The 17,728-nt window shown below is 71.2% G+C and carries 19 protein-coding genes; 5 read left to right on the top strand and 14 right to left on the bottom strand.

From position 1 onward, the window contains the following. Positions 1-29: 29 nt before the first annotated feature. The 7 genes from DEJ19_RS13845 to DEJ19_RS13815 all read right to left on the bottom strand — a co-directional run bounded on the left by DEJ19_RS13845 (position 30) and on the right by DEJ19_RS13815 (position 5,723). Positions 30-497, bottom strand: coding sequence for a DUF2087 domain-containing protein (locus tag DEJ19_RS13845; protein WP_110865221.1), 468 nt, complete (start codon positions 495-497; stop codon positions 30-32). Beyond that, the gene (locus DEJ19_RS13840; protein WP_051596857.1) at positions 497-1,816 is read right to left on the bottom strand and encodes a GNAT family N-acetyltransferase; all 1,320 of its coding nucleotides are present in this window, start codon (positions 1,814-1,816) and stop codon (positions 497-499) included. The genes DEJ19_RS13845 and DEJ19_RS13840 overlap by 1 nt, the downstream gene beginning before the upstream one ends. A gap of 638 nt (positions 1,817-2,454) precedes the next feature. Beyond that, positions 2,455-2,886: a hypothetical protein gene (locus tag DEJ19_RS13835; RefSeq protein WP_110865289.1), complete on the bottom strand. Its 432-nt coding sequence runs from the start codon at positions 2,884-2,886 to the stop codon at positions 2,455-2,457. Beyond that, the gene (locus DEJ19_RS13830) at positions 2,852-3,655 is read right to left on the bottom strand and encodes a signal peptidase I (RefSeq protein WP_258370928.1); all 804 of its coding nucleotides are present in this window, start codon (positions 3,653-3,655) and stop codon (positions 2,852-2,854) included. The genes DEJ19_RS13835 and DEJ19_RS13830 overlap by 35 nt, the downstream gene beginning before the upstream one ends. Next, positions 3,652-4,548 (bottom strand): hypothetical protein, encoded by an 897-nt coding sequence (locus DEJ19_RS13825; RefSeq protein WP_111095951.1) that lies wholly within the window; start codon positions 4,546-4,548, stop codon positions 3,652-3,654. The genes DEJ19_RS13830 and DEJ19_RS13825 overlap by 4 nt, the downstream gene beginning before the upstream one ends. Beyond that, positions 4,545-5,123, bottom strand: coding sequence for a TasA family protein (locus DEJ19_RS13820; protein WP_111095952.1), 579 nt, complete (start codon positions 5,121-5,123; stop codon positions 4,545-4,547). Before DEJ19_RS13820 ends, DEJ19_RS13825 begins: the two co-directional genes overlap by 4 nt. Before the next feature lie 45 nt (positions 5,124-5,168). Further along, positions 5,169-5,723, bottom strand: coding sequence for an alternate-type signal peptide domain-containing protein (locus DEJ19_RS13815; protein ID WP_071404262.1), 555 nt, complete (start codon positions 5,721-5,723; stop codon positions 5,169-5,171). A 393-nt stretch (positions 5,724-6,116) separates the two neighbouring features. Here DEJ19_RS13815 and pnuC point away from each other — a divergent pair, with 393 nt between their 5' ends. The 4 genes from pnuC to DEJ19_RS13795 all read left to right on the top strand — a co-directional run bounded on the left by pnuC (position 6,117) and on the right by DEJ19_RS13795 (position 8,329). Next, positions 6,117-6,782, top strand: a complete 666-nt coding sequence (pnuC, locus tag DEJ19_RS13810; protein ID WP_111234205.1) for a nicotinamide riboside transporter PnuC — start codon at positions 6,117-6,119, stop codon at positions 6,780-6,782. A gap of 90 nt (positions 6,783-6,872) precedes the next feature. Then, positions 6,873-7,505, top strand: a complete 633-nt coding sequence (locus DEJ19_RS13805) for a hypothetical protein (protein WP_111234206.1) — start codon at positions 6,873-6,875, stop codon at positions 7,503-7,505. 84 nt (positions 7,506-7,589) lie between these two features. Further along, positions 7,590-8,024, top strand: coding sequence for a chemotaxis protein CheY (locus tag DEJ19_RS13800; protein WP_111022076.1), 435 nt, complete (start codon positions 7,590-7,592; stop codon positions 8,022-8,024). Then, positions 8,021-8,329: a winged helix-turn-helix domain-containing protein gene (locus DEJ19_RS13795; RefSeq protein WP_111022077.1), complete on the top strand. Its 309-nt coding sequence runs from the start codon at positions 8,021-8,023 to the stop codon at positions 8,327-8,329. Before DEJ19_RS13800 ends, DEJ19_RS13795 begins: the two co-directional genes overlap by 4 nt. Before the next feature lie 10 nt (positions 8,330-8,339). On the opposite strand, the gene DEJ19_RS13790 is transcribed toward DEJ19_RS13795, so the two are convergent. From DEJ19_RS13790 to DEJ19_RS13765, 6 genes are all read right to left on the bottom strand, one after another. Then, on the bottom strand, positions 8,340-9,560 hold the full coding sequence (locus DEJ19_RS13790; protein WP_111029939.1) for an ABC transporter permease: 1,221 nt from the start codon (positions 9,558-9,560) through the stop codon (positions 8,340-8,342). Next, complete coding sequence (locus tag DEJ19_RS13785) at positions 9,557-10,492, bottom strand: ABC transporter ATP-binding protein (RefSeq protein WP_071404266.1); 936 nt, start codon at positions 10,490-10,492, stop codon at positions 9,557-9,559. Before DEJ19_RS13785 ends, DEJ19_RS13790 begins: the two co-directional genes overlap by 4 nt. A 231-nt stretch (positions 10,493-10,723) precedes the next feature. Next, positions 10,724-12,382, bottom strand: coding sequence for a glycoside hydrolase family 13 protein (locus tag DEJ19_RS13780; protein ID WP_111234207.1), 1,659 nt, complete (start codon positions 12,380-12,382; stop codon positions 10,724-10,726). Between the two features lie 32 nt (positions 12,383-12,414). Continuing rightward, on the bottom strand, positions 12,415-13,329 hold the full coding sequence (locus DEJ19_RS13775) for a carbohydrate ABC transporter permease (RefSeq protein WP_111087340.1): 915 nt from the start codon (positions 13,327-13,329) through the stop codon (positions 12,415-12,417). After that, positions 13,329-14,285, bottom strand: a complete 957-nt coding sequence (locus DEJ19_RS13770; protein ID WP_111087341.1) for a carbohydrate ABC transporter permease — start codon at positions 14,283-14,285, stop codon at positions 13,329-13,331. Before DEJ19_RS13770 ends, DEJ19_RS13775 begins: the two co-directional genes overlap by 1 nt. Positions 14,286-14,297: 12 nt before the next feature. Continuing rightward, positions 14,298-15,596, bottom strand: a complete 1,299-nt coding sequence (locus DEJ19_RS13765; RefSeq protein WP_110865282.1) for an ABC transporter substrate-binding protein — start codon at positions 15,594-15,596, stop codon at positions 14,298-14,300. A gap of 132 nt (positions 15,597-15,728) precedes the next feature. Between DEJ19_RS13765 and DEJ19_RS13760 the strand changes: the two genes are divergently transcribed. Further along, positions 15,729-16,958, top strand: a complete 1,230-nt coding sequence (locus DEJ19_RS13760) for an ROK family protein (protein ID WP_111234208.1) — start codon at positions 15,729-15,731, stop codon at positions 16,956-16,958. On the opposite strand, the gene DEJ19_RS13755 is transcribed toward DEJ19_RS13760, so the two are convergent. Then, entirely contained in the window at positions 16,870-17,562 is a 693-nt protein-coding gene (locus DEJ19_RS13755) for an NUDIX hydrolase (RefSeq protein WP_258377492.1), read from the bottom strand. The genes DEJ19_RS13760 and DEJ19_RS13755 overlap by 89 nt on opposite strands. Between the last annotated feature and the right edge of the window lie 166 nt (positions 17,563-17,728).

The following is a 17,728-nucleotide window of genomic DNA, read 5'->3' as shown; positions in this document are numbered from 1 at the left end:
CTCGCACGAGACGGAACGGGCCAGCAGCTTCAGGCCGGGCGGTCGACCCTCAACCGGTAGACCGAACCGTCGTCGGTGCGCGTCAGGACGCCGAGGTCCACGGCATCCCGGCGCACGACGGAGACATCGGTCGCGAACATGCCGATGGCCGCGTTCAGGACGGCCTCCGGCACGGCTCGCTCCTGTCCGAGTCGCTCGAACACCAGCTCCACGATCCGGACGGACAGCGCATGTCGTTCGACGTCCTTCACCGGCATCCGCTCGATCCGGTCGAACTCGAGCACTGCTGCCGGCGACTGCAGCCGTTGGAGTTCGCGTGACGTCCGACCGAGCACCGACGCGTCGGGACCGTCGTCGGTGAGCCAGTCGAACGAGTCGATCGCTGCCCGGGTGCGGTCATCGACGGGGCTCCCGCCGAGCACCGCTGCTCGCAGGGTGGGGGACGCCAGGACGGAGACGACCTGACGCGCGCGCCCCACCACCCGGGCGACGTCCATCAGAAGTACGTGATGCCGTGCGGCGTCCGCGGCGGCAGCAGCATCGCGCGGAGCAGCTCCACCGACGCCGGGTCCGCAGCGCGGACGAGCCCCGCGGCGGCCAGGGTGACGGGGGAGACTGACCCGATCAGCAGCGCACCGAGCTCTGCGACGTCGAGCTGGACGTCAGACCCGGCCACGTCGACGTCGTCGGCGATGCGCGTGACGGTGCCACGGGCCTCCTGGACGTCGAGGCGGTACGTACCGGTGGTGAAGCCGAGCGCGTCGGTGACCCCGAGTGTCAGCGACCCGTCGACGGCGAACGGCCGCGAGGCCAGCACCGCGGGAACGTCGAGCACGCGCAGCCAGACGTGGTCCTCTTCGTGGTCGACGTCGTACGCACGGTTGTCGCCGAGCGCCGCGACGATGGGGTCGTCGAGGCGGGAGCGGTTGTACTTCACGACGTCGTTGAGGTCGACCGAGAGCAGGAACTCCCACAGGGCGGTGTAGGCCTGGTCGTCCGCGTACACCAGGTCGACGATCTCGAGCGCGGTGTCGGAACCGCGATCCTCCTTGACGCGCCAGGTCACGTAGCCGTCGATCTCGTCGGAGCCGTCGGGACGGTGCACCGCCGCACGGACGTCCTTCGCCTTCTGCCCGTCGTGCCCGAGCAGGCCGAACGCGATCGGCCAGGTGCCGGTGTTGCGGACCATCGAGCCGGGGGTGCGGACGTGGAACCGGTCGAAGACCGCCTTGCCCGGGCCGTCGGCCAGCCACTGCGGCGTGACGACCGACACCGTGCCGGAGGTCGGGGCGAGCAGGGGGAGCGCGCGCTCACGGCGGACGTGCACAGCACGCTCGCGGATGGCGCAGCCGAAGCCGAAGCGGCGGTAGATGGTGCCCTCGGACGCGGTCAGCGACGCGACGGCGTAGCCCTCGGCGACCCCGCGCTCGAGCGCGTGCGTCATCATCCGGCGCAGGATGCCGCGGCGACGCTCGGTCGGGCGAACGGTGACCGCGGAGATCGCCTGGGTGTCGACGGAGGAGCCGTCACCCCAGCTCAGCGCCTTGCGGAACCACGTGAAGGTGCCGGCCGGCCACGTCTCGTCGACGGACCCCGGGAACGGCTCGCGCACGTAGACCCCGAGGAACGTCTCTTCGTCGGCGATGAAGTGCGACGCCATGCGGGCTGCGCCCTCGGCGTCGGGGTCGGCTTCGTGGAAGCCCATCCCGACGGCCTGCATCCACGCGGCCGTCTCGGCGTTCGGTGCCCCCTTGTCGTCCGTCCCGGGCGCGAACTCGCGCAGCTCGTAGCGGTCGTCGAATGCCTCGTTGCTCACGTTCCGACACTATCGGGACCGGGTGACGTCGCGACAGGCGCGTGTTCGGTCCGGTCGAACTGGAGGCCCGGATCGCGTTCGGCGGACGGGCTGCGGGGTGCGGGTGGCCGGTTCGGGTGCCGGGTTCGGGTGCCGCGGACGCACGGTGCGGGACGTCGGGTGGCGGGCCGCACGGTGCGGGATTCCGGGTGGCGGGCCGCACGGTGCTGGGTTCCGGGTGGCGGGCCGCACGGTGCTGGGTTCGTCAGTGGGGGCGGCGGAGGTGGTTCGGTGCGGGGTCGTGGCGGGGCACGGGGCGGGCAAGTTCGCACGGGTCAGGAGATCCGGCACGGTGCGGTTGTGTGGCTCTGGGCACGAGCTCGCACCGGGAGCGGGAACGCGCACGGAGTTGCCGCCGCTGCACCGTGCGCATGCGCGAGGAACCGGCACCGCACGACGAACCCGGCACGGTGCGGCTCCGTGGTCGCGTACTCGGGGCTCACCCGGAGCCGCACGGTGCGTGGTTCGTGGGTCCGGGCGGCGGAGGTGGCTGGGTGCGCGGTCGTGGCGGGGCACGGGGCGGGCAAGTTCGCACGGGTGGGGTGACCCGGCACCGCACGACGAACCCCGCACCGTGCGATTCCGTGGCCGTGGCCGCCTCAGTCGGTCGCGCCCCGCGGGGGATCGACGAGCAGCCCGACGCGGTCGTCCAGGTAGTCGGCGAGGGGGACCGCGGCGCCGGCGGTCGGGGACCACCGGACCGACGGCACGTCGTCGATGACGACGAGCACGCCCTCGGCGCCGACCAGGGAGTCGTCGACGGGGATCGGGACGGCGCCGTGGTTCACCGTGTCACCGGCGCTGAAGTGCCCCTTCGCGGCGGCGGCGCGGTAGGCGCGACGGACCTCGGCGGAGACCGACTGGTACTGCGACCGACCGGGTTCGGTGACACGGGTGATCGACCCGGTGGCCCAGACACGGCCGGCGGTCTCGGGGGACGACCCGATCAGGAGTGCTCCGACCCGCCACACCCGGCCGAGGGGTCGCATCGTCGGGTCACGACGGATCCCGAGGACGGCCTTCGGCTGCACGTACTCGCCGAGTGCTTCGTCCGGGACGTCCGCGGCGCGGAGCCGTCGGGCCGCTGCGTCGAGGAGCTCCCGCGCCCGCTGCACTCCGTCCGTCACGTCCACCGAGCCTAGACCGGGTGGTGGTCGTGTTCTCGGTGGTGGTCCGCTCGACGTGGTGCGCTGCGCTGCGGCGTCCGTGGCTGGTGCCGGTGCGGCTCGTGCCGGCGCGGCTCGTGCCAGCGCGTCGACGACGTGCGGCGCTCACGAAGCCCGCCGTCATCATCACTGCCCCGTACGTCAGGAGCACGCCGGCGACCGCGGGGATGAGCCAGCTCCGCGACCCGTTGACGACCTGGTTGACGATGCCGATCTCCGGCACGGAGTACCAGACCACGCCACGGATCTGCACGGCGGTGACCGGTGCCGGGTCGGCCTCGGCGTTGTTGTCGCCCTTGAGCACGAAGGTCCGCTCGCCGTCCGACGACGACGACACCGAGACCACGCGGTGGCTGACGACCGCGGGCTGGCCGGACACGATCTGGTAGGTCACGACGTCGCCGACCCGGATGTCGTCGATCGGGGTCGGACGGACCACGAGCAGGGTCCCCGGCGGCAGTGTCGGCTCCATCGACTGCGTCAGGACGGTGAGTGGCATCGAGCCGGTGGCCTTCGGCACGACGATCAGCACGACCGCCAGGGCCGCGACGAGCAGCAGGAGTCCGGTACTGAGACCGAGCACGACGGCGTGGACGACGGCGCGCCAGCCGGAGCGCGGGGTGGGGGTGCTCATGCGCCGCATCGGATCGCCGCCCCGTTGTCCTGCGTGAAGAGCGTGACCTTGCCGGTGCCCGCGACGGTGCTCGTGGGGTTGCCGGCGCTGTCGAGCACCTTGACGGTGACGGTCAGCGTGCCAGCGGTGCCGGCGCTCGCGGGGACGTCCGGCGGGGCGATCGTGATGAACGCGGAGTAGTCCTGCGCCTTCTGCCCGACCGGGGTCGAGCCGACGAACGCGCCGTACCAGGTGTCCATCGGCCGGTTCGCGGCGTCCCACCGGATCTCGACGTACCAACCGCCGTGGTCCGTGCAGACCAGCGAGGGCGTGGTGTCGACGGTCGCTGCCGGGGTGGACAGGGTGAAGCCGCCGGCGACGATGCCCGAGGTCCAGGTGCCGCTCGTGACGGTGAGGTTGACGTTCACCTTGGCGGTCGAGCCGGCCGGAGCCGACGACTGCAGGGTGCTGCGGGTGCACCAGACGGCGGAGGCGCCGGCGGCCAGCTTCGCGCTCATGCTCGGCAGCGACGCCCAGGTGCCGGTGACGGACCCGGTGCCGACGGCCGTGCTCGTGGTGCAGCCCGCGGTCGAGGCGACCGGCCAGGCGACGACGGTGACGGCCTTGGCGAGCGCGGTCGAGCTGCCGGACACGACGGAGACCGTGGTGGTGGCGGTGCCGGCGAGGGTGCCCGAGTCGGTCAGGGTGATCGGCTTCGTCGTCGAGGTGACGCTCGACGAGAACGCCGTGGTGAGGGCGCTCGTGCCGCTGATGGACGCCGCGACCGTGCCGACCGTGGTGCTCGCCGCGGTGGTGCCCGACGCGCTCCACAGTGCCCACGCGGCGCTCGAGGTGCCACCGACGAACACGGCGGTGAGGAGCACGGCGACGAGGAGCCGGAGGCGGCGGTTCATGCGGAGACCTGCGTTCCGGTGACGGTGAGGGTGAAGTCGGTGGTGGCGCCGGCGACGGTCTGCGGGGCGTCGGCGTCGAGGGCCATCTCGAGGCAGGCGATGCCGCTGACCCCGGCCGGCAGGGTGAAGGACCCGGTGCCGGTGTCGAAGGTGGCGAGCCGCGCGCTCGTGCCGGTGAGCCCGGGCACGCACTTCGCGGTCGAGGACACCATCGCGAGGCGGAGCGTCAGTTCACCGGTCGCCGCCGCGACGGACGACTTCGAGGCCGTCGTCGTGACGCGCATGGACAGGGGGACCGACCCGGTGTTCCGCACCGTGAAGGTGCCGGTGGTACTCGTGCCCGGCCCGAGGACCGCGGTGTTCATCGCCGTGGTGCTGCCGACGGTGACGGTCGCCGTGGCGGAGCGCACCGTGGTGGCTGCAGTGCTGGCGGTCCCGTTCCAGAGGGCGTACGTGCCGCCGGCGCCGAGGAGCGCCGTTCCGACCGCGACGACCAGGGCGATCGCGACCGGCCACACCCAGCGGTACCGTCGGGCTGCGCGGTGGCGTCCCGTCGTCCGCGATGTGGCGGTCATGTGCGTGCTCCTGGTCGTCGTGGTCGGTGGGGTGCGATCGGGGGATCAGGAACCGATCGCGGTCTGGGTCAGCGTGAAGGCCAGCGCGCTGAGGTTGATCGAGCCGCCCTGACCGGTGGTCGCCGATGCGGGGAGCGTCACCGTGAAGACGACCTTGACGGTCGACGTCGACGAGGACGGCGAGACCACGAAGGTGTTCGTGTTCGACGAGGACTGCACGACCGAGGCGCTCGTCGACGTGACGGCCAGCGTCTTCGTCGTGGCGGCGAGCAGCGCGGCGTCGCCGGTGATGCTCTGGTTGGCGTAGGTCAGGTTCGCCTTGAGGTCCTGGCCGGTCGCACCGATGTTCAGCGTCTGGGTGAACTGGAACGTGTTGCCCGGGACCATCAGGGCCTTCGTCGGGTCGATCGCGGTGGAACGACCGTTCGTGATGTCGGTCCATGCACCGTCGTTGTTGGCGCTCAGCGTCAGGGTGCCGGCGCTCACGGCGGACGCGGCGCTCGAGGCGCTGGCGTTCCAGAGGGCGAACGTGCCCGCACCGCCGAGGAGGAGTGCGACGCCTGCTGCGCCGGCGATGGCACCGGTGACGATCTTGTGCATGGGGTGGATCCGTTCCTGCGTGCTCCGGGCACGCTGAAGCCCACCGGGGACATTCGGGCGTCGTGTCCGGTGGGGAGGTTGTCATCGACCCAGTGGTTGGAGGGGGTCGCGGCTGACCGGTGCCGAGAGCGGTCGCCGGGCCTCGGAGCGCATGTGCTGCTGCTCGGGCGGGCTGGACTCGCTCTGGTGTCGACGTTACCTGTCCCCCAAAGTGCCGACAAGCGAGAACGAGCGTTCACCCGGACCCCAGAACAGGGGTCATTTTTGTCCCCGCTAGAGAGGACACGGTTTGTACCCCGGTTTCTGGGTGCGCGCTCCGCGTGTGCAGAGCGATCACAGAAGGAATGCCGGTACGCACGGCGTCGTTGCACCGTCCGGAAACGAGGAGGGCCCATGGACGTCGTGCGCTGGTTGTTCGACGCGCAGATCGTCATCGGCGACCAGACGGTGCTCTGGCGCGAGGTGATCGGCAACGTCTTCGGGCTGCTCAGTGCCCTCGGCGGCATGCGCCGGAAGGTCTGGGCCTGGCCGGTCGGACTGGTCGGCAACGCCCTGCTCTTCACCGTCTTCATGGGCGCGCTCTTCGACACCCCGAACCCCGTCAACCTGCTCGGGCAGGCCGGCCGTCAGGTCATGTTCATCATCGTGAGCATCTACGGCTGGTACCGGTGGACGCACCGCCCCGAGGACGCGACGACCGTGATCGACCCGCGCTGGGCCTCCTGGCGGACCCGTCTGCTGCTCGTCGTCGGCATGGTCGGCGGCACCGCCCTGCTGACCCCCGTCTTCCGCGCGCTCGGGTCCTACGAGCCGGTGTGGAGCGACGCGTGGATCTTCGTCGGATCGCTGCTCGCCACGTACGGCATGGCGAAGGGGTGGGTCGAGTTCTGGCTCATCTGGGTGGCGGTCGACCTGGTCGGCGTGCCGCTGCTGTTCTCGGCCGGGTACTACGCCTCCGGGTTGATGTACGTCTTCTACGGCGTCTTCACGCTGACCGGGTTCTTCGTGTGGATGCGCCAGCGGGTCCGCCCGCCGGCGGCGCCCGTCACCGTCGGCTGACCGCCGTGATCACGACGCGCTGACGCGGCCCGGAGCACGGCCCCCGCTCTGGGACGAGACAAACGGCCCGGAATGCGCTGCAATGGTCGGATGGAACCCCTGCACGGCGAACGCGTCGAGGACGACGAGTCCCTCGCAGAGCGCACGGTGCGCGCGGCCATCCGTGCCTACCGGCTGCACCCGTTCGACACCGTCGACGCGGCGGTCGTCGCCGAGGTGGCCGGTATTCCGCTCGAGACCGTCGAGCGGCTGTTCCCGACCTGGCACGCCCTGCTCCTGGTCACCTACGACCGGTGGGCGCAGCTGCGGGGGACCCGGCGGAAGAACCCGCCGACGTGCACGATCGAGCACGTCCGCCTGACCCTGGCCGAGGACGTCGCCGACCCCGGCCTCGTCCGGGTACTCGCGGGGCTGATCACCGTGGCCAGCTCGGAGTCAGGGTTCGCCGAACTGTTCCGCAAGCGGTTCGAGGAGTACGCCGAGCAGTTGACCGTCGGGCTGCAGCGCGACTTCGACAAGGGCTCGGAAGAGGCCGGCATCCCCGCGTACCAGGCTGCGACCCAGCTGCTCTCGGTCTACGAGGGGCTGCAGATCCAGATGCTGGTCCGCCCGCACATCGACGTCCTGGTCGAGTTCGACCGCGCGGCGAACACCCTGCGCCAGGGCTGGAAGCGGCACGCCGTCCCGTCGTGGGACCTCGACGAGGCACCCGCCCGCGTCTGAGTGCAGCGGTGAGTTCCCCGTTTTGGAAAGCACTTGCCAAACTGGAAAGTACTTGCAACACTGGTGTCTACGAGAGGGGACACCATGGACAACACCACCGCACGACCCGGACCCGCCGAGGCGGCCCGACTGCTCGACCAGGCGGACCGGATCGGTCGACGCGCGCACGACGCCGTCCGCTGGCCGTACGTCACGTTCATCACCGCGCTCGGCGTCGCGACGTCGCTCGGCACGCTCGGCATGGGGCTCACGACCGGGGACGCGTTCGCCGCCGTCTACGTCGGCACCCTCGTGGCCCTGTTCGCCCTGGTGGTGTTCTTCATGGTGAGCATCCGCGGCCGCTCGGCCTTCGCCCGGAGCCGCCGTTGGACCGTCTACATCGCCAGCTGGGCGGTCACCTACCTGGCGGCGATCGCCGTGGTCGGGTGGGTGCACGGCTCGGTGCTCTGGTCGGGCATCACCTCGGGGCTGGTGCTGCTGGTCGCCCTGGTGTGTGCGGCGCGCGAGGCCCGCTCGTGAGCACCACCGACCGGGTGCACCCGCGGCACGAGCTCGACGACCTGCTGCAGCACCCCGTGCGCTTCTCGGTGATCGCCGCCCTGACCCGCGCGGGCACCCTCGGGTTCCGCGAGGTGCGGGACGCGGTCGAGGTCAGCGACTCGGTGCTGAGCAAGCAGGTCTCCGCGCTCGAGGCGGCCGGCTACGTGTCGGTGGGGAAGGGGTTCGTGGGCAAGACGCCCCGCACGTCGATCACCCTGACCGCGTCGGGTCGGGCCGTCTGGGCCGCCCACCTGGACGCGCTCCGCCGCATCGCCGCCGGCTGATCGGCGGGGATCAGCCCCGCCGCCCCCGCCGCCACGACAGCATCTGCCGCACGGTCACCTTCGACCCGTACTGCGCGACCGAGTGCCGGAACAGGTACTCCGCGAACCACAGCAGCAGCCCGGCGACGACGAACACCTCGACGATGCAGACCACCGACTCCGTCACGGTCAGGGCACCGACGGCGTTCCGCACCATCGCGGTGATCGGCGTGAAGGTCGGGAAGTACGTGAAGAACTGCGCGACGGGCGACGTCGGCGTCGTCATGACGAAGAACGCCGCGTACAGGGGGATGATCAGCGCGAAGATCGCCGCCGACTGCAGGGCCGAGGCGTCCTTGATCGACGGGACGGCGGCCCCGACGGCGACGAACAGCCCGGACGCCAGCAGCACCCCGCCGACGAGCAGCAGCGCCCCGGTCACCATCCGCCACGGGTCGACGGTCAGCCCACCGAGCTGCGACGACACCAGCGGCAACGCGACGAGCAGCCCGACCAGGCCGGGCACGACGAACACGCTGACCTGCACGAAGCCGACGAGCAGCATCGCGATGACCTTGCCGCGGATCAGGTCGCCCGCGGTCACCGTGGTCAGGATCATCTCGGAGATCCGGTTCTCCTTCTCCTCGACCACGACGGTGACCATCCGGGCGGCGAGCAGGATGACGAGCCCGAAGAACGCGGCGACGAACAGGAACGGCGGCACGACGGACAGCCAGCCCGGGGCAACCCGGCCGTCCGCGTAGGTGGTGACGTCGGTGGCGGGCGGACTGCGGAGCAGCTGCACGGTCTCGGGGTCGTCGACCGAGGCGGCGACGCTCTGCTCGAGCACCCGCTCGGCCAGCGACGAGTAGACCCCGTTCGCGAAGAGTCCGCGGTCGGCGGCGTCGACCCGGATGGCCGTCGTGGACGGCGACGACGGGAACGCGATGAAGGCGTCGAGGTCACCGGATCGAACGGCTGCGCGGTCGGCGGCGGCGTCGGTGGAGGGGGTCCCGCCCCACTTCGCGGCCACGGACTCCGACACCAGGCCGGACTCGTCGACGTAGTGGAACGGGGTCTTGGTGGCCGACGACCCGGACACCACGGAGTTGGTGCCGGCGGCCTGCCCGATGCCCACGAGCAACGAGACGACCACGATGACGACCGGCAGCGCGAGGGTCCCGATCCAGAACGCGGGCTTCTTGACCGCGCGGACGAACTCGAACCGGACGACCGTGCCGAGGTTGCTCATGCCGCTGCCCCGTCGGTCGACGCCGCAGCCAGGGCGTCGTGCCCGTAGACCTGCACGAAGATCTCGTCGAGCGGGATCCGGCGCATCTCGAACGCGGTGACGTGCACCCCGGCCGCGACCAGTTCTGCCAGGACGTCCGCACCGTCCGGAGCGGCGGCCTGGGTCGGGACGAGGTAGGCGACGTGCCCCTCGTGACGGGCGAGCCGGTACAGCGGTGACTTCGGCACGGGGCCGTCGAGCCCCACGCGGGCGACGGCGCCGCCGAAGGCGTCCTGCACGTCGGGCACGGATCCGTACGCGGCGGCCCGGCCGTCCTTGAGCAGCAGGATGCGGTCGCAGAGTCGTTCGACCTCGTCCATGTGGTGCGTCACGAGGACCACGGTCGCCCCGTCGGCCTTCCGTTCGTCGACCAGGTCGAGCAGGAGCCGCCGGTTCACGGGGTCGAGGCCCTTGGTCGGTTCGTCGAGGATGAGCAGCCGCGGCTGGTCCATGATCGTGATGCCGAGCTGCACCTTCTGCTGCTGCCCGCCGGACAGCTTGTCGACGCGCAGCTTCGCACGGTCTGCGAGACCAACCCGTGCCAGGTAGTCCATGCTCCACGCGGTCGCCTCGGCACCGCGGAGCCCGCGCAGGCGCCCGAAGTAGGTCATCACGTCGATGACGGACTCCTTGCGGTACAGCCCGCGCTCTTCGGGCAGGTAGCCGATGCCGCCGGTGGCCGGTCGGTAGGGACGGCCGTCGATCGTCAGCGTGCCCGCCGTCGGGGTGGTGATGCCGAGCAGGGCCCGGATCGTCGTGGTCTTGCCGGAGCCGTTGCTGCCGAGCAGCCCGAACGTCTCCCCGGGGGCGACGTCGAACGACAGCCCGTCGACCACGTTGCGGTCCCCGAACCGCATCACGAAGTCCTGCACGCTGATGCTCGCCCCGCTCATGCGGCGACCCTACCGGGACTTCCTTCCCAGAACGGCCGCGATGGGATGCGAGAACGGGCGTACCTGGTCGGAACTTTCGACCCGGTACGCCCGCTTCCGGCAGGTACGCCCGTTTCCGCCGGGTACGCCCGTCTCGCCCAGGTACGCCCCGACAGACGGACGGGAGGCGCGGTGCCAGCTGGCACCGCGCCTCCCGTCCGTCATCCGGTCGCGCCCAGGGCGCGGGTCGCGTCAGGAACGCAACCAGGCCGTCCCGACGCCCGACAGGGCGCCGTCGACCACCGGGGCCGAGGCGAGCAGCAGCTCGCCGGCCGGCAGCGCGAAGGGCTCGTCGCCGAAGACCGTCACGCTCGTCCAGCCGTTCGGCCGACGGAACGCGAGCACGTCGTCGCGGCCGGTCTCGATCCACTCGAGCTGCTCCTCGGACTGCAGCTGGCCACGCAGGCCGAGTGCCTTCCGGTACAGGTTCAGGGTGGAGTCGGGGTCGGCGTCCTCGGCCTCGACGCTGGAGTCGGCGAACCACGCCGGCTGCGGCAGGTGCGAGCCGTCCGGGCCGAAGCCGAACGACGAACCGGTGCGCGTCCACGGGATCGGCACGCGGCAGCCGTCACGACCGACGTCAACGCCCGGGTTGCGGAAGAAGGCCGGGTCCTGGCGGTCGGCGTCCGGGATGTCACCGACCTCGTGCAGGCCGAGCTCCTCGCCCTGGTACAGGTAGGCGGAGCCGGGCAGGGCGAGCTCGAGCAGCGTCGCGGCCTGTGCGCGACGGAGGCCGAGCGACCGGTCGAGCGCGTCCTGCGAGCCACCGGCGAGCAGCCAGGCGCTGCCCTGCTTGTCGGTGCCGCCGGCGCGGGGCGGCAGGGCGTAGCGGGTGGCGTGCCGGACGACGTCGTGGTTCGAGAACACCCACGTGGTCGACGAGCCGGACTGCTCGGCGAGGCCGAGGTTGAACTCGATGATCGTGCGGAACTGGCCGGCGTCGAAGTCGGCCTCGAGCAGGTCGAAGTTGAACGCCTGACCGAGCCCCTCGGCGCTGGCGTAGCGGGCGCGGCGGTGGGCGGGGACCCAGGCCTCGGCGACCGCGGTGCGGGCCGGCGTGTACTCGTTGAAGACCGTCCGCCACTCGGCGTAGATCTCGTGCACGTCGTCACGGTCCCAGAGCGGGTGCGTACCGTCCTTCGGCATCTCGGCCAGCTCGGCCCAGGTGGGCAGGGTCTCGCCCAGGTCCTTCGCCAGGCCGTGGGCCACGTCGATGCGGAACCCGTCGACGCCGCGGTCGGACCAGAAGCGCAGGGTGTGCAGGAAGTCGTCGCGGACCTCGCGGTTCGCCCAGTTCAGGTCGGGCTGCTCCTTCGCGAAGCTGTGCAGGTACCACTGGCCGTCGCCGACGGCGGTCCAGGCCGGGCCGCCGAAGATCGAGATCCAGTCGGCGGGGGATTCCTCGCCGGACGGCCCCGTGCCGTCGCGGAACACGTAGCGGTCGCGGGCGGGGGAGCCCTTGGGTGCTGCGAGGGCCTCGCGGAACCACTCGTGCCGGTCGCTCGTGTGGTTCGGGACGACGTCGACGATCACCCGGATACCGGCGGCGTGCAGTGCCTCGACCATCCGGTCGAAGTCGTCGAGGGTGCCGAGGCGCGGGTCGACGTCGCGGTAGTCGTCGACGTCGTAGCCGCCGTCGGCCAGGGCGGACGGGTAGAAGGGGCTGAGCCAGACGGCCTCGATGCCGAGCGAGGCCAGGTACGGCACCCGCTCGGTGATGCCGGGCAGGTCGCCGATGCCGTCGCCGTTCGCGTCGGCGAACGAGCGGGGGTAGATCTGGTAGACGCTGGCCTGGCGCCACCAGGTCTCGTCGTGCGAGGTGGCGGCGGGCTGGGTGAGGGTGTCGGTCACGTCGGGCCTTTCGTTCGAGGGGTGTGTGTCGGTCACTTGATGGCGCCCTGCGTCACGCCGGCCATCACCCACCGCTGGGTGACGAGGTAGACGATGATCGCCGGGGCCATCGCCATCAGGTACGAGGCGAACGACACGTTGTAGTTGTTGCTGAACTGCGTCTGGAACATCTGCTGCAGCACCGGCAGGGTCTGCAGCGCCGGGTCGGAGGTGATCAGCGACGGCATCACGAAGTCGTTCCAGGACGCGAGGAACGCGAAGATGCCGACGGTGGCGCTCATCGGTGCCAGCAGCGGGAACACGAGTCGCCAGAACACCTGCCCCGTGCTCGCACCGTCGATGCGTGCACTCTCCTCCAGCTCCGCCGGGATCGACCGCAGGAAGGCCGTGAAGAGCAGCACGCTGAAGGACAGCTGGAACATGACGTGCAGGATCGCGACACCGAGCGGGTTGTCCAGGTGCGCGAGTCCGGTGAGCTTCACCTGCGACAGTGCGAGCACCGGGAACGGCAGGAACATCGCCGCGAGCAGGTAGAAGAACGACCAGCGGAACAGCCGGCGGTCCCAGTTCCGGGCGATCGCGTAGGCCGTGAACGAGGCGAGCAGGATCGTGCCGACGACGGTGATCGCGGCGACGAACACCGAGACCCCGAACGCCCGCGGGAAGTCGGTCAGCTGCCACGCCTGCACGAAGCCGTCGACGCTGAACGGTGCCGGCAGCGAGAACGCGTTGCCGTCGACGGCCTGGCCGGTGGTCTTGAACGCCATCGTCAGGGTGACGTACAGCGGCACGAGCACCGACAGCGCGCACAGCACGAGGACGACGGTGACGGGCCAGTTCGAACGAGCGCGGCCGGCCTTGCCCGAGCCGGAGGACCGGTCGGCGTCGACGGAACGGATGCTGCCGGTCGCGGTGGTCCCCGGTCGCAGGGGTGCTTGCAGGGACATCAGAGCGCTGCCTTCCCGCGGGTCGCCCGCAGCTGGATCACGGCGATGACGACCGCGATGACGAAGAAGATCGTGGCGTTCGCCATCTGGTACGCGTAGTCGCCGCCGTTGAAGCCCTTGAAGATCGACATCGCGACACTGGTGGTCGAGGTGCCGGGGCCGCCGTCGGTCAGGCCGACGATGATGTCGTACGAGTTCAGGAAGTTCTTGAACCCGATGACCAGGTTGATCAGGATGTAGCCCGCCGTCAGCGGTGCGGTGATCGAGATGAGCTGCCGCCACGCGCTGGCACCGTCGAGGGCTGCTGCCTCGTACACCTCGCCGGGGATCGAGAGGACGCCGGCGATGTAGATGAGGAGCGTCGACGGGATCGCCTGCCAGGCGGTGACGACGACGATCGCCAGCCAGGCCAGGTCGGGGTTCGCCAGGATGCTCTGCTCGAGCGGCCCGAAGCCGATCGCGGTGGCGAAGGCCGGCAGGCTGTTCGCGAACAGGAACGAGAACACGTAGGCGATGACGATGCCCGAGATCACCATCGGCAGCACGAACACCGCACGCAGCGCGATCTTGCCGCGGATCTTCGACGTCAGCGCGATGGCGAGCAGGAACGCGATCGCGTTCACGACGATCACGGTGACGAGTGAGAAGCCGAGCGTGAACAGGTACGCCTGCAGGATCGCGGGGTCGGAGAACACCGCGATGTAGTTGGTGAGCCCGGTGAACCGGAACTCGCCGAAGCCGACGGAGTTCGTGAAGCTCAGCACGATGCCCATCACGGCCGGCAGCGTGATGGCGAGCGTGAAGAGCACCAGGGTGGGCAGCAGGAACGCCAGGAAGAGCGGGTCGACGCGGGGCTTGCGTCGTCCGTCCCGTCGTCCGGCCTGGAGGCCCGGTGCGGCTCCGCCACGGCGGCGGCGGTCCGCCGTCGTGATGGATTCGGTGGTCGTGGTTGCCATTCGGACGTCTCCTTACGCGGCCGTGCGGAGCGCGAGACGCGCCCAGTCGGCGTCGAGGGTGCGGAGCTGGCGCTGCGGGTCGCCGCCGAAGGCGATCGACTGCGCGTAGTTCGCGACCGGGATCTCGGCGGGGATGAGCTGCGAGGCGCCGAGGTAGAAGGCTGCGTCGTCGTAGTACGACTGCATGCCGCGGAGGGCGGGGTTCGACGCCGGGGGAGCGTCCTTGCGGACCCCGAAGCCGTTGTTGTCCGCGTTGTACTTGTCGTTGACCTGCTTGGTCATCAGGAACGACAGGAACTCGCGGGCGGCCTCCTGCTTGCGCGACGCCTCCGGGATCCAGAGCGCCAGGTCGACGTTCACGCGGACCTTGCGGTCGGCCGGGTCGTCGGTGACGGGGAGCGGGAAGGTGCCGAGGTCCATGTCCTTCGTGGTCTTGGCGATCTCGCCGAGGGCCCACGGCCCCTGCAGGTACATGCCCGCCTTGCCCTGGGCGAAGGCGAGGTTGCCGTCGCCGTACCCGCGGCTCGCGGCGCCGTCCTGGTGCCAGGCGCGGAGCTGCACCATGCGCTCCATCGGCTTCCGCAGGTCGCGCTCGAACGAGACGGCGGATCCCTTGCCGACGTTCGTGCCCTCGCGCCGGAGTGCCTCGAAGGTCGCCGGGGTGTCGATCATGCCGCCGATCGAGTAGTCGAACATGCCCTGGGCGATCGTCCAGTTGTCCTTGAACGTGCCGTAGATCGGCGCGATCCCGGCCTTGGTCAGGCGCTCGCACACGTCGGCGAACTCGCTCCACGTCGTCGGGACCTCGAGCCCCTGCTGCGCGAAGAGCGCCTTGTTGTAGATCACCGACGCCGCCGTCACCGAGTACGGCAGGGCGCTCTTCCGGCCGGGGTAGTCGGCGGTCTGCTCCATGAGTGGCCACAGGTCGGGGTTGATGGTGTCGGCCTGCGGCAGGTCGGACAGGTCGGTCAGCGCGCCGTGCTCGACGAACGGCACGACCGAGAAGTTGTAGTTCCAGCAGCCGAGGTCCGGCGGCCGGTTCCGCACGAAGTTCGCGGACATGCTCGAGGTCGAGTCGCGCACGACCCGGACCTTCGACTGGCTCTGGTGGAACTGCGCGATGACGTCGTCGAAGTAGCCGATGACCTCGGGCTTCGACACGTAGAACGTGATGGTCTCCGGCTTGGCGCTCGAGGACCCGATCGGGGCGCATCCGGCGAGCGCGAGGCCCGCCCCGATGCCGCCCGCTCCCAGCAGGAACCCGCGTCGGCTGACCGATGCTGCGCTCCTGGCGGTGGCGTGTGCTTGCACGTCGTCTCCGTCCGTCCGGACCCGGCGTCCCTGCCGTTCCGTCCCGCGAGCGGCTCCGATGCTGCTCGCGGAACTAAATGTAGCGAGAAAATCTAATTCCGCAAGGAACTCGTCGCGCGATAGGGTCACGACATGCCGCCACCCCGTGGAACGAGCGCAGAGACGCTGCTCGCGTACGCCTTCGACTCGTCGGCGTTCACCGCGACCGAGGCGATCGACGCCACCGGGCTGACCCGGTCGACCGTGCTGGGCGCCGCCGAGGAGCTCGTGCGGCTCGGCTGGCTCCGCGAGCTCGACGACGCCCGGGCCGCGGGGGAGTACCGGATGGGACGCCCCGCCCGCCGCTACGAGCTCGACACGGTCGCCGGGGTCGTCGTCGGTGTGGACGCCGGCCAGCACCGGGTCACCGCCTTCGTCGCCGACCTGCGCGGCACGGTGCTCGGTCGTGCCGAGGGGTCGCTCGGAGAATCAGGCCTCGACGTGCCCGTGCGGCTCGGGGTCCTCGCCGACACCGTGGCCGCCGCCCTCGCCTCGGCCGACGTCGACCGCACCCGGGTCCTGGTCACGGTCGTGGGCATCCCGGCGCCGGTCGACGCCGCCGGTGCCTCGCCCGACGACGGCGGCTTCTGGGTCCGGATGAACCCGGGGTTCGCCGACGCCGTGCCGGACGGGCGGGTGCTCGTCGAGAACGACGCGAACCTCGCCGCGCTCGCCGAGCGGCCGTCCTCGGGCGACGCCTCGTTCGCGGCGCTGCTGTCCGGCGAACGCTTCGGCGCGGGCCTCGTCGTCGACGGGGTCCTGCTGCGCGGTGCCCACGGTGGCGCCGGGGAGATGCGGGTGCTCGAACTCGTCGAGGGTGTCGGCTCGTCCGACGGCATCGGCGCCGTCGCCCGCACCTTCGTGGCCGACGCCGTCGCCGCCGGGCACATCCCCGCGGACGCCGCGCTCGCCGCGGACGCCGCACTGGTGTTCGCGGCCGCACGGAGCGGTGATCCGGTCGCGCGCACGATCGTCGACCGTCTGGGGGACCGCCTGGCCCACGTCTGCATCCTGCTCGCGAGCCTGCTCGACATCGACCGCGTCGTGGTCGCCGGCGCGATCGCCCAGCCCGCGGTCGCCGTCATCGACCGCGCGCGCGACCTGCTCGCCAAGGGGCACTTCGACCCGGTGCCCGAACTCGTCGCGTCGTCGCTCGGGGCCGACGTCGTCGTCATCGGGGCCGTGGCCCACGCGGTCGACGCGGTGCGGGCCGACCCGCTGTCGTTCCCGCTGCTCAGTCGGGCAGCGGCACCTCGAGGCTCCGGTCCCACGGTTCCGTCCAGCCGAGTCGGTCGAACAGCGCATCCAGCAGCATCGCGGTGAAGCCCCACACCAGGTGCTCGTCCCCGTCGGCCTCGACGGTGAACGCCGGTCCGCGCCACTCCTGACCACTGCGGCGGATCACGGTCACGCCGCGGTTCGCCGGGTCGAGCAGGTCGGCCACGGGGACCCGGAACACCGCCGCCGACTCGTGCTCGTCGACGACGCGGATCGGTGAGGGGTCGCGCCACCAGCCGATGACGGGACGGACCAGGTGGTTCGAGAACGCCAGGGGCACGGCCGGCAGGGCGCCGAGCACCTCGACGCCGGCGGGGTCGAGCCCCGTCTCCTCCTGTGCCTCGCGGAGGGCGGCGGCGACGGCGTCCGCGTCACCGGGGTCGATGCGTCCACCGGGGAACGCGACCTCGCCGGCGTGCGCGCGCAGGGTGGTGGCCCGGGCGAGGAGCAGGACGTCGAGGTCCCGCGGGACACCGGGCGCTGCCGCCGGTCGGTCGCTCGGCGTGTGGTCGAGCGCGCCGAAGAGCATCAGGACCGCGGCCCGACGTGGTGAGGCCGTGCCGCCGGGTTCGACGAGCGGCCCACCGTCGCCCCAGCCGTCCGCTGCGACCGCCGCGAGGGCAGCCCGTACCGATCCGTCGTGCGTCACCCGTTCACCCTAGGTGCGCACCACCGAGCGGTCTGGCGGCGGCACCGCACCGGACGCTTCACTGGGTGTCGGTCGAGTGCGGTCTGGGAGCCGCACAGGTGGGAACTGTGGGAACCGGAAGCGCCTCGGTGCCCCGTTCGCAGCGGGCCGCCGCCACGATTGCACC

It is taken from the genome of Curtobacterium sp. MCSS17_016 (assembly GCF_003234255.2).
In the GTDB taxonomy this organism is placed as follows: Bacteria; Actinomycetota; Actinomycetes; order Actinomycetales; family Microbacteriaceae; genus Curtobacterium; species Curtobacterium flaccumfaciens.
This window is presented reverse-complemented; position numbering and strand designations above follow the sequence as displayed.

Excerpts from the sequence above, each read along its gene's own strand:
- DEJ19_RS13770 (WP_111087341.1), bottom strand. The coding sequence starts at position 14,285 with ATGGCAACCACGACCACCGAATCCATCACGACGGCGGACCGCCGCCGC.
- DEJ19_RS13805 (WP_111234206.1), top strand. The coding sequence starts at position 6,873 with ATGGAACCCCTGCACGGCGAACGCGTCGAGGACGACGAGTCCCTCGCA.
- DEJ19_RS13830 (WP_258370928.1), bottom strand. The coding sequence starts at position 3,655 with ATGAGCACCCCCACCCCGCGCTCCGGCTGGCGCGCCGTCGTCCACGCC.
- DEJ19_RS13785 (WP_071404266.1), bottom strand. The coding sequence starts at position 10,492 with ATGAGCGGGGCGAGCATCAGCGTGCAGGACTTCGTGATGCGGTTCGGG.
- pnuC (WP_111234205.1), top strand. The coding sequence starts at position 6,117 with ATGGACGTCGTGCGCTGGTTGTTCGACGCGCAGATCGTCATCGGCGAC.
- DEJ19_RS13845 (WP_110865221.1), bottom strand. The coding sequence starts at position 497 with ATGGACGTCGCCCGGGTGGTGGGGCGCGCGCGTCAGGTCGTCTCCGTC.
- DEJ19_RS13790 (WP_111029939.1), bottom strand. The coding sequence starts at position 9,560 with ATGAGCAACCTCGGCACGGTCGTCCGGTTCGAGTTCGTCCGCGCGGTC.
- DEJ19_RS13820 (WP_111095952.1), bottom strand. The coding sequence starts at position 5,123 with ATGACCGCCACATCGCGGACGACGGGACGCCACCGCGCAGCCCGACGG.
- DEJ19_RS13760 (WP_111234208.1), top strand. The coding sequence starts at position 15,729 with ATGCCGCCACCCCGTGGAACGAGCGCAGAGACGCTGCTCGCGTACGCC.
- DEJ19_RS13815 (WP_071404262.1), bottom strand. The coding sequence starts at position 5,723 with ATGCACAAGATCGTCACCGGTGCCATCGCCGGCGCAGCAGGCGTCGCA.
- DEJ19_RS13800 (WP_111022076.1), top strand. The coding sequence starts at position 7,590 with ATGGACAACACCACCGCACGACCCGGACCCGCCGAGGCGGCCCGACTG.
- DEJ19_RS13775 (WP_111087340.1), bottom strand. The coding sequence starts at position 13,329 with ATGTCCCTGCAAGCACCCCTGCGACCGGGGACCACCGCGACCGGCAGC.
- DEJ19_RS13825 (WP_111095951.1), bottom strand. The coding sequence starts at position 4,548 with ATGAACCGCCGCCTCCGGCTCCTCGTCGCCGTGCTCCTCACCGCCGTG.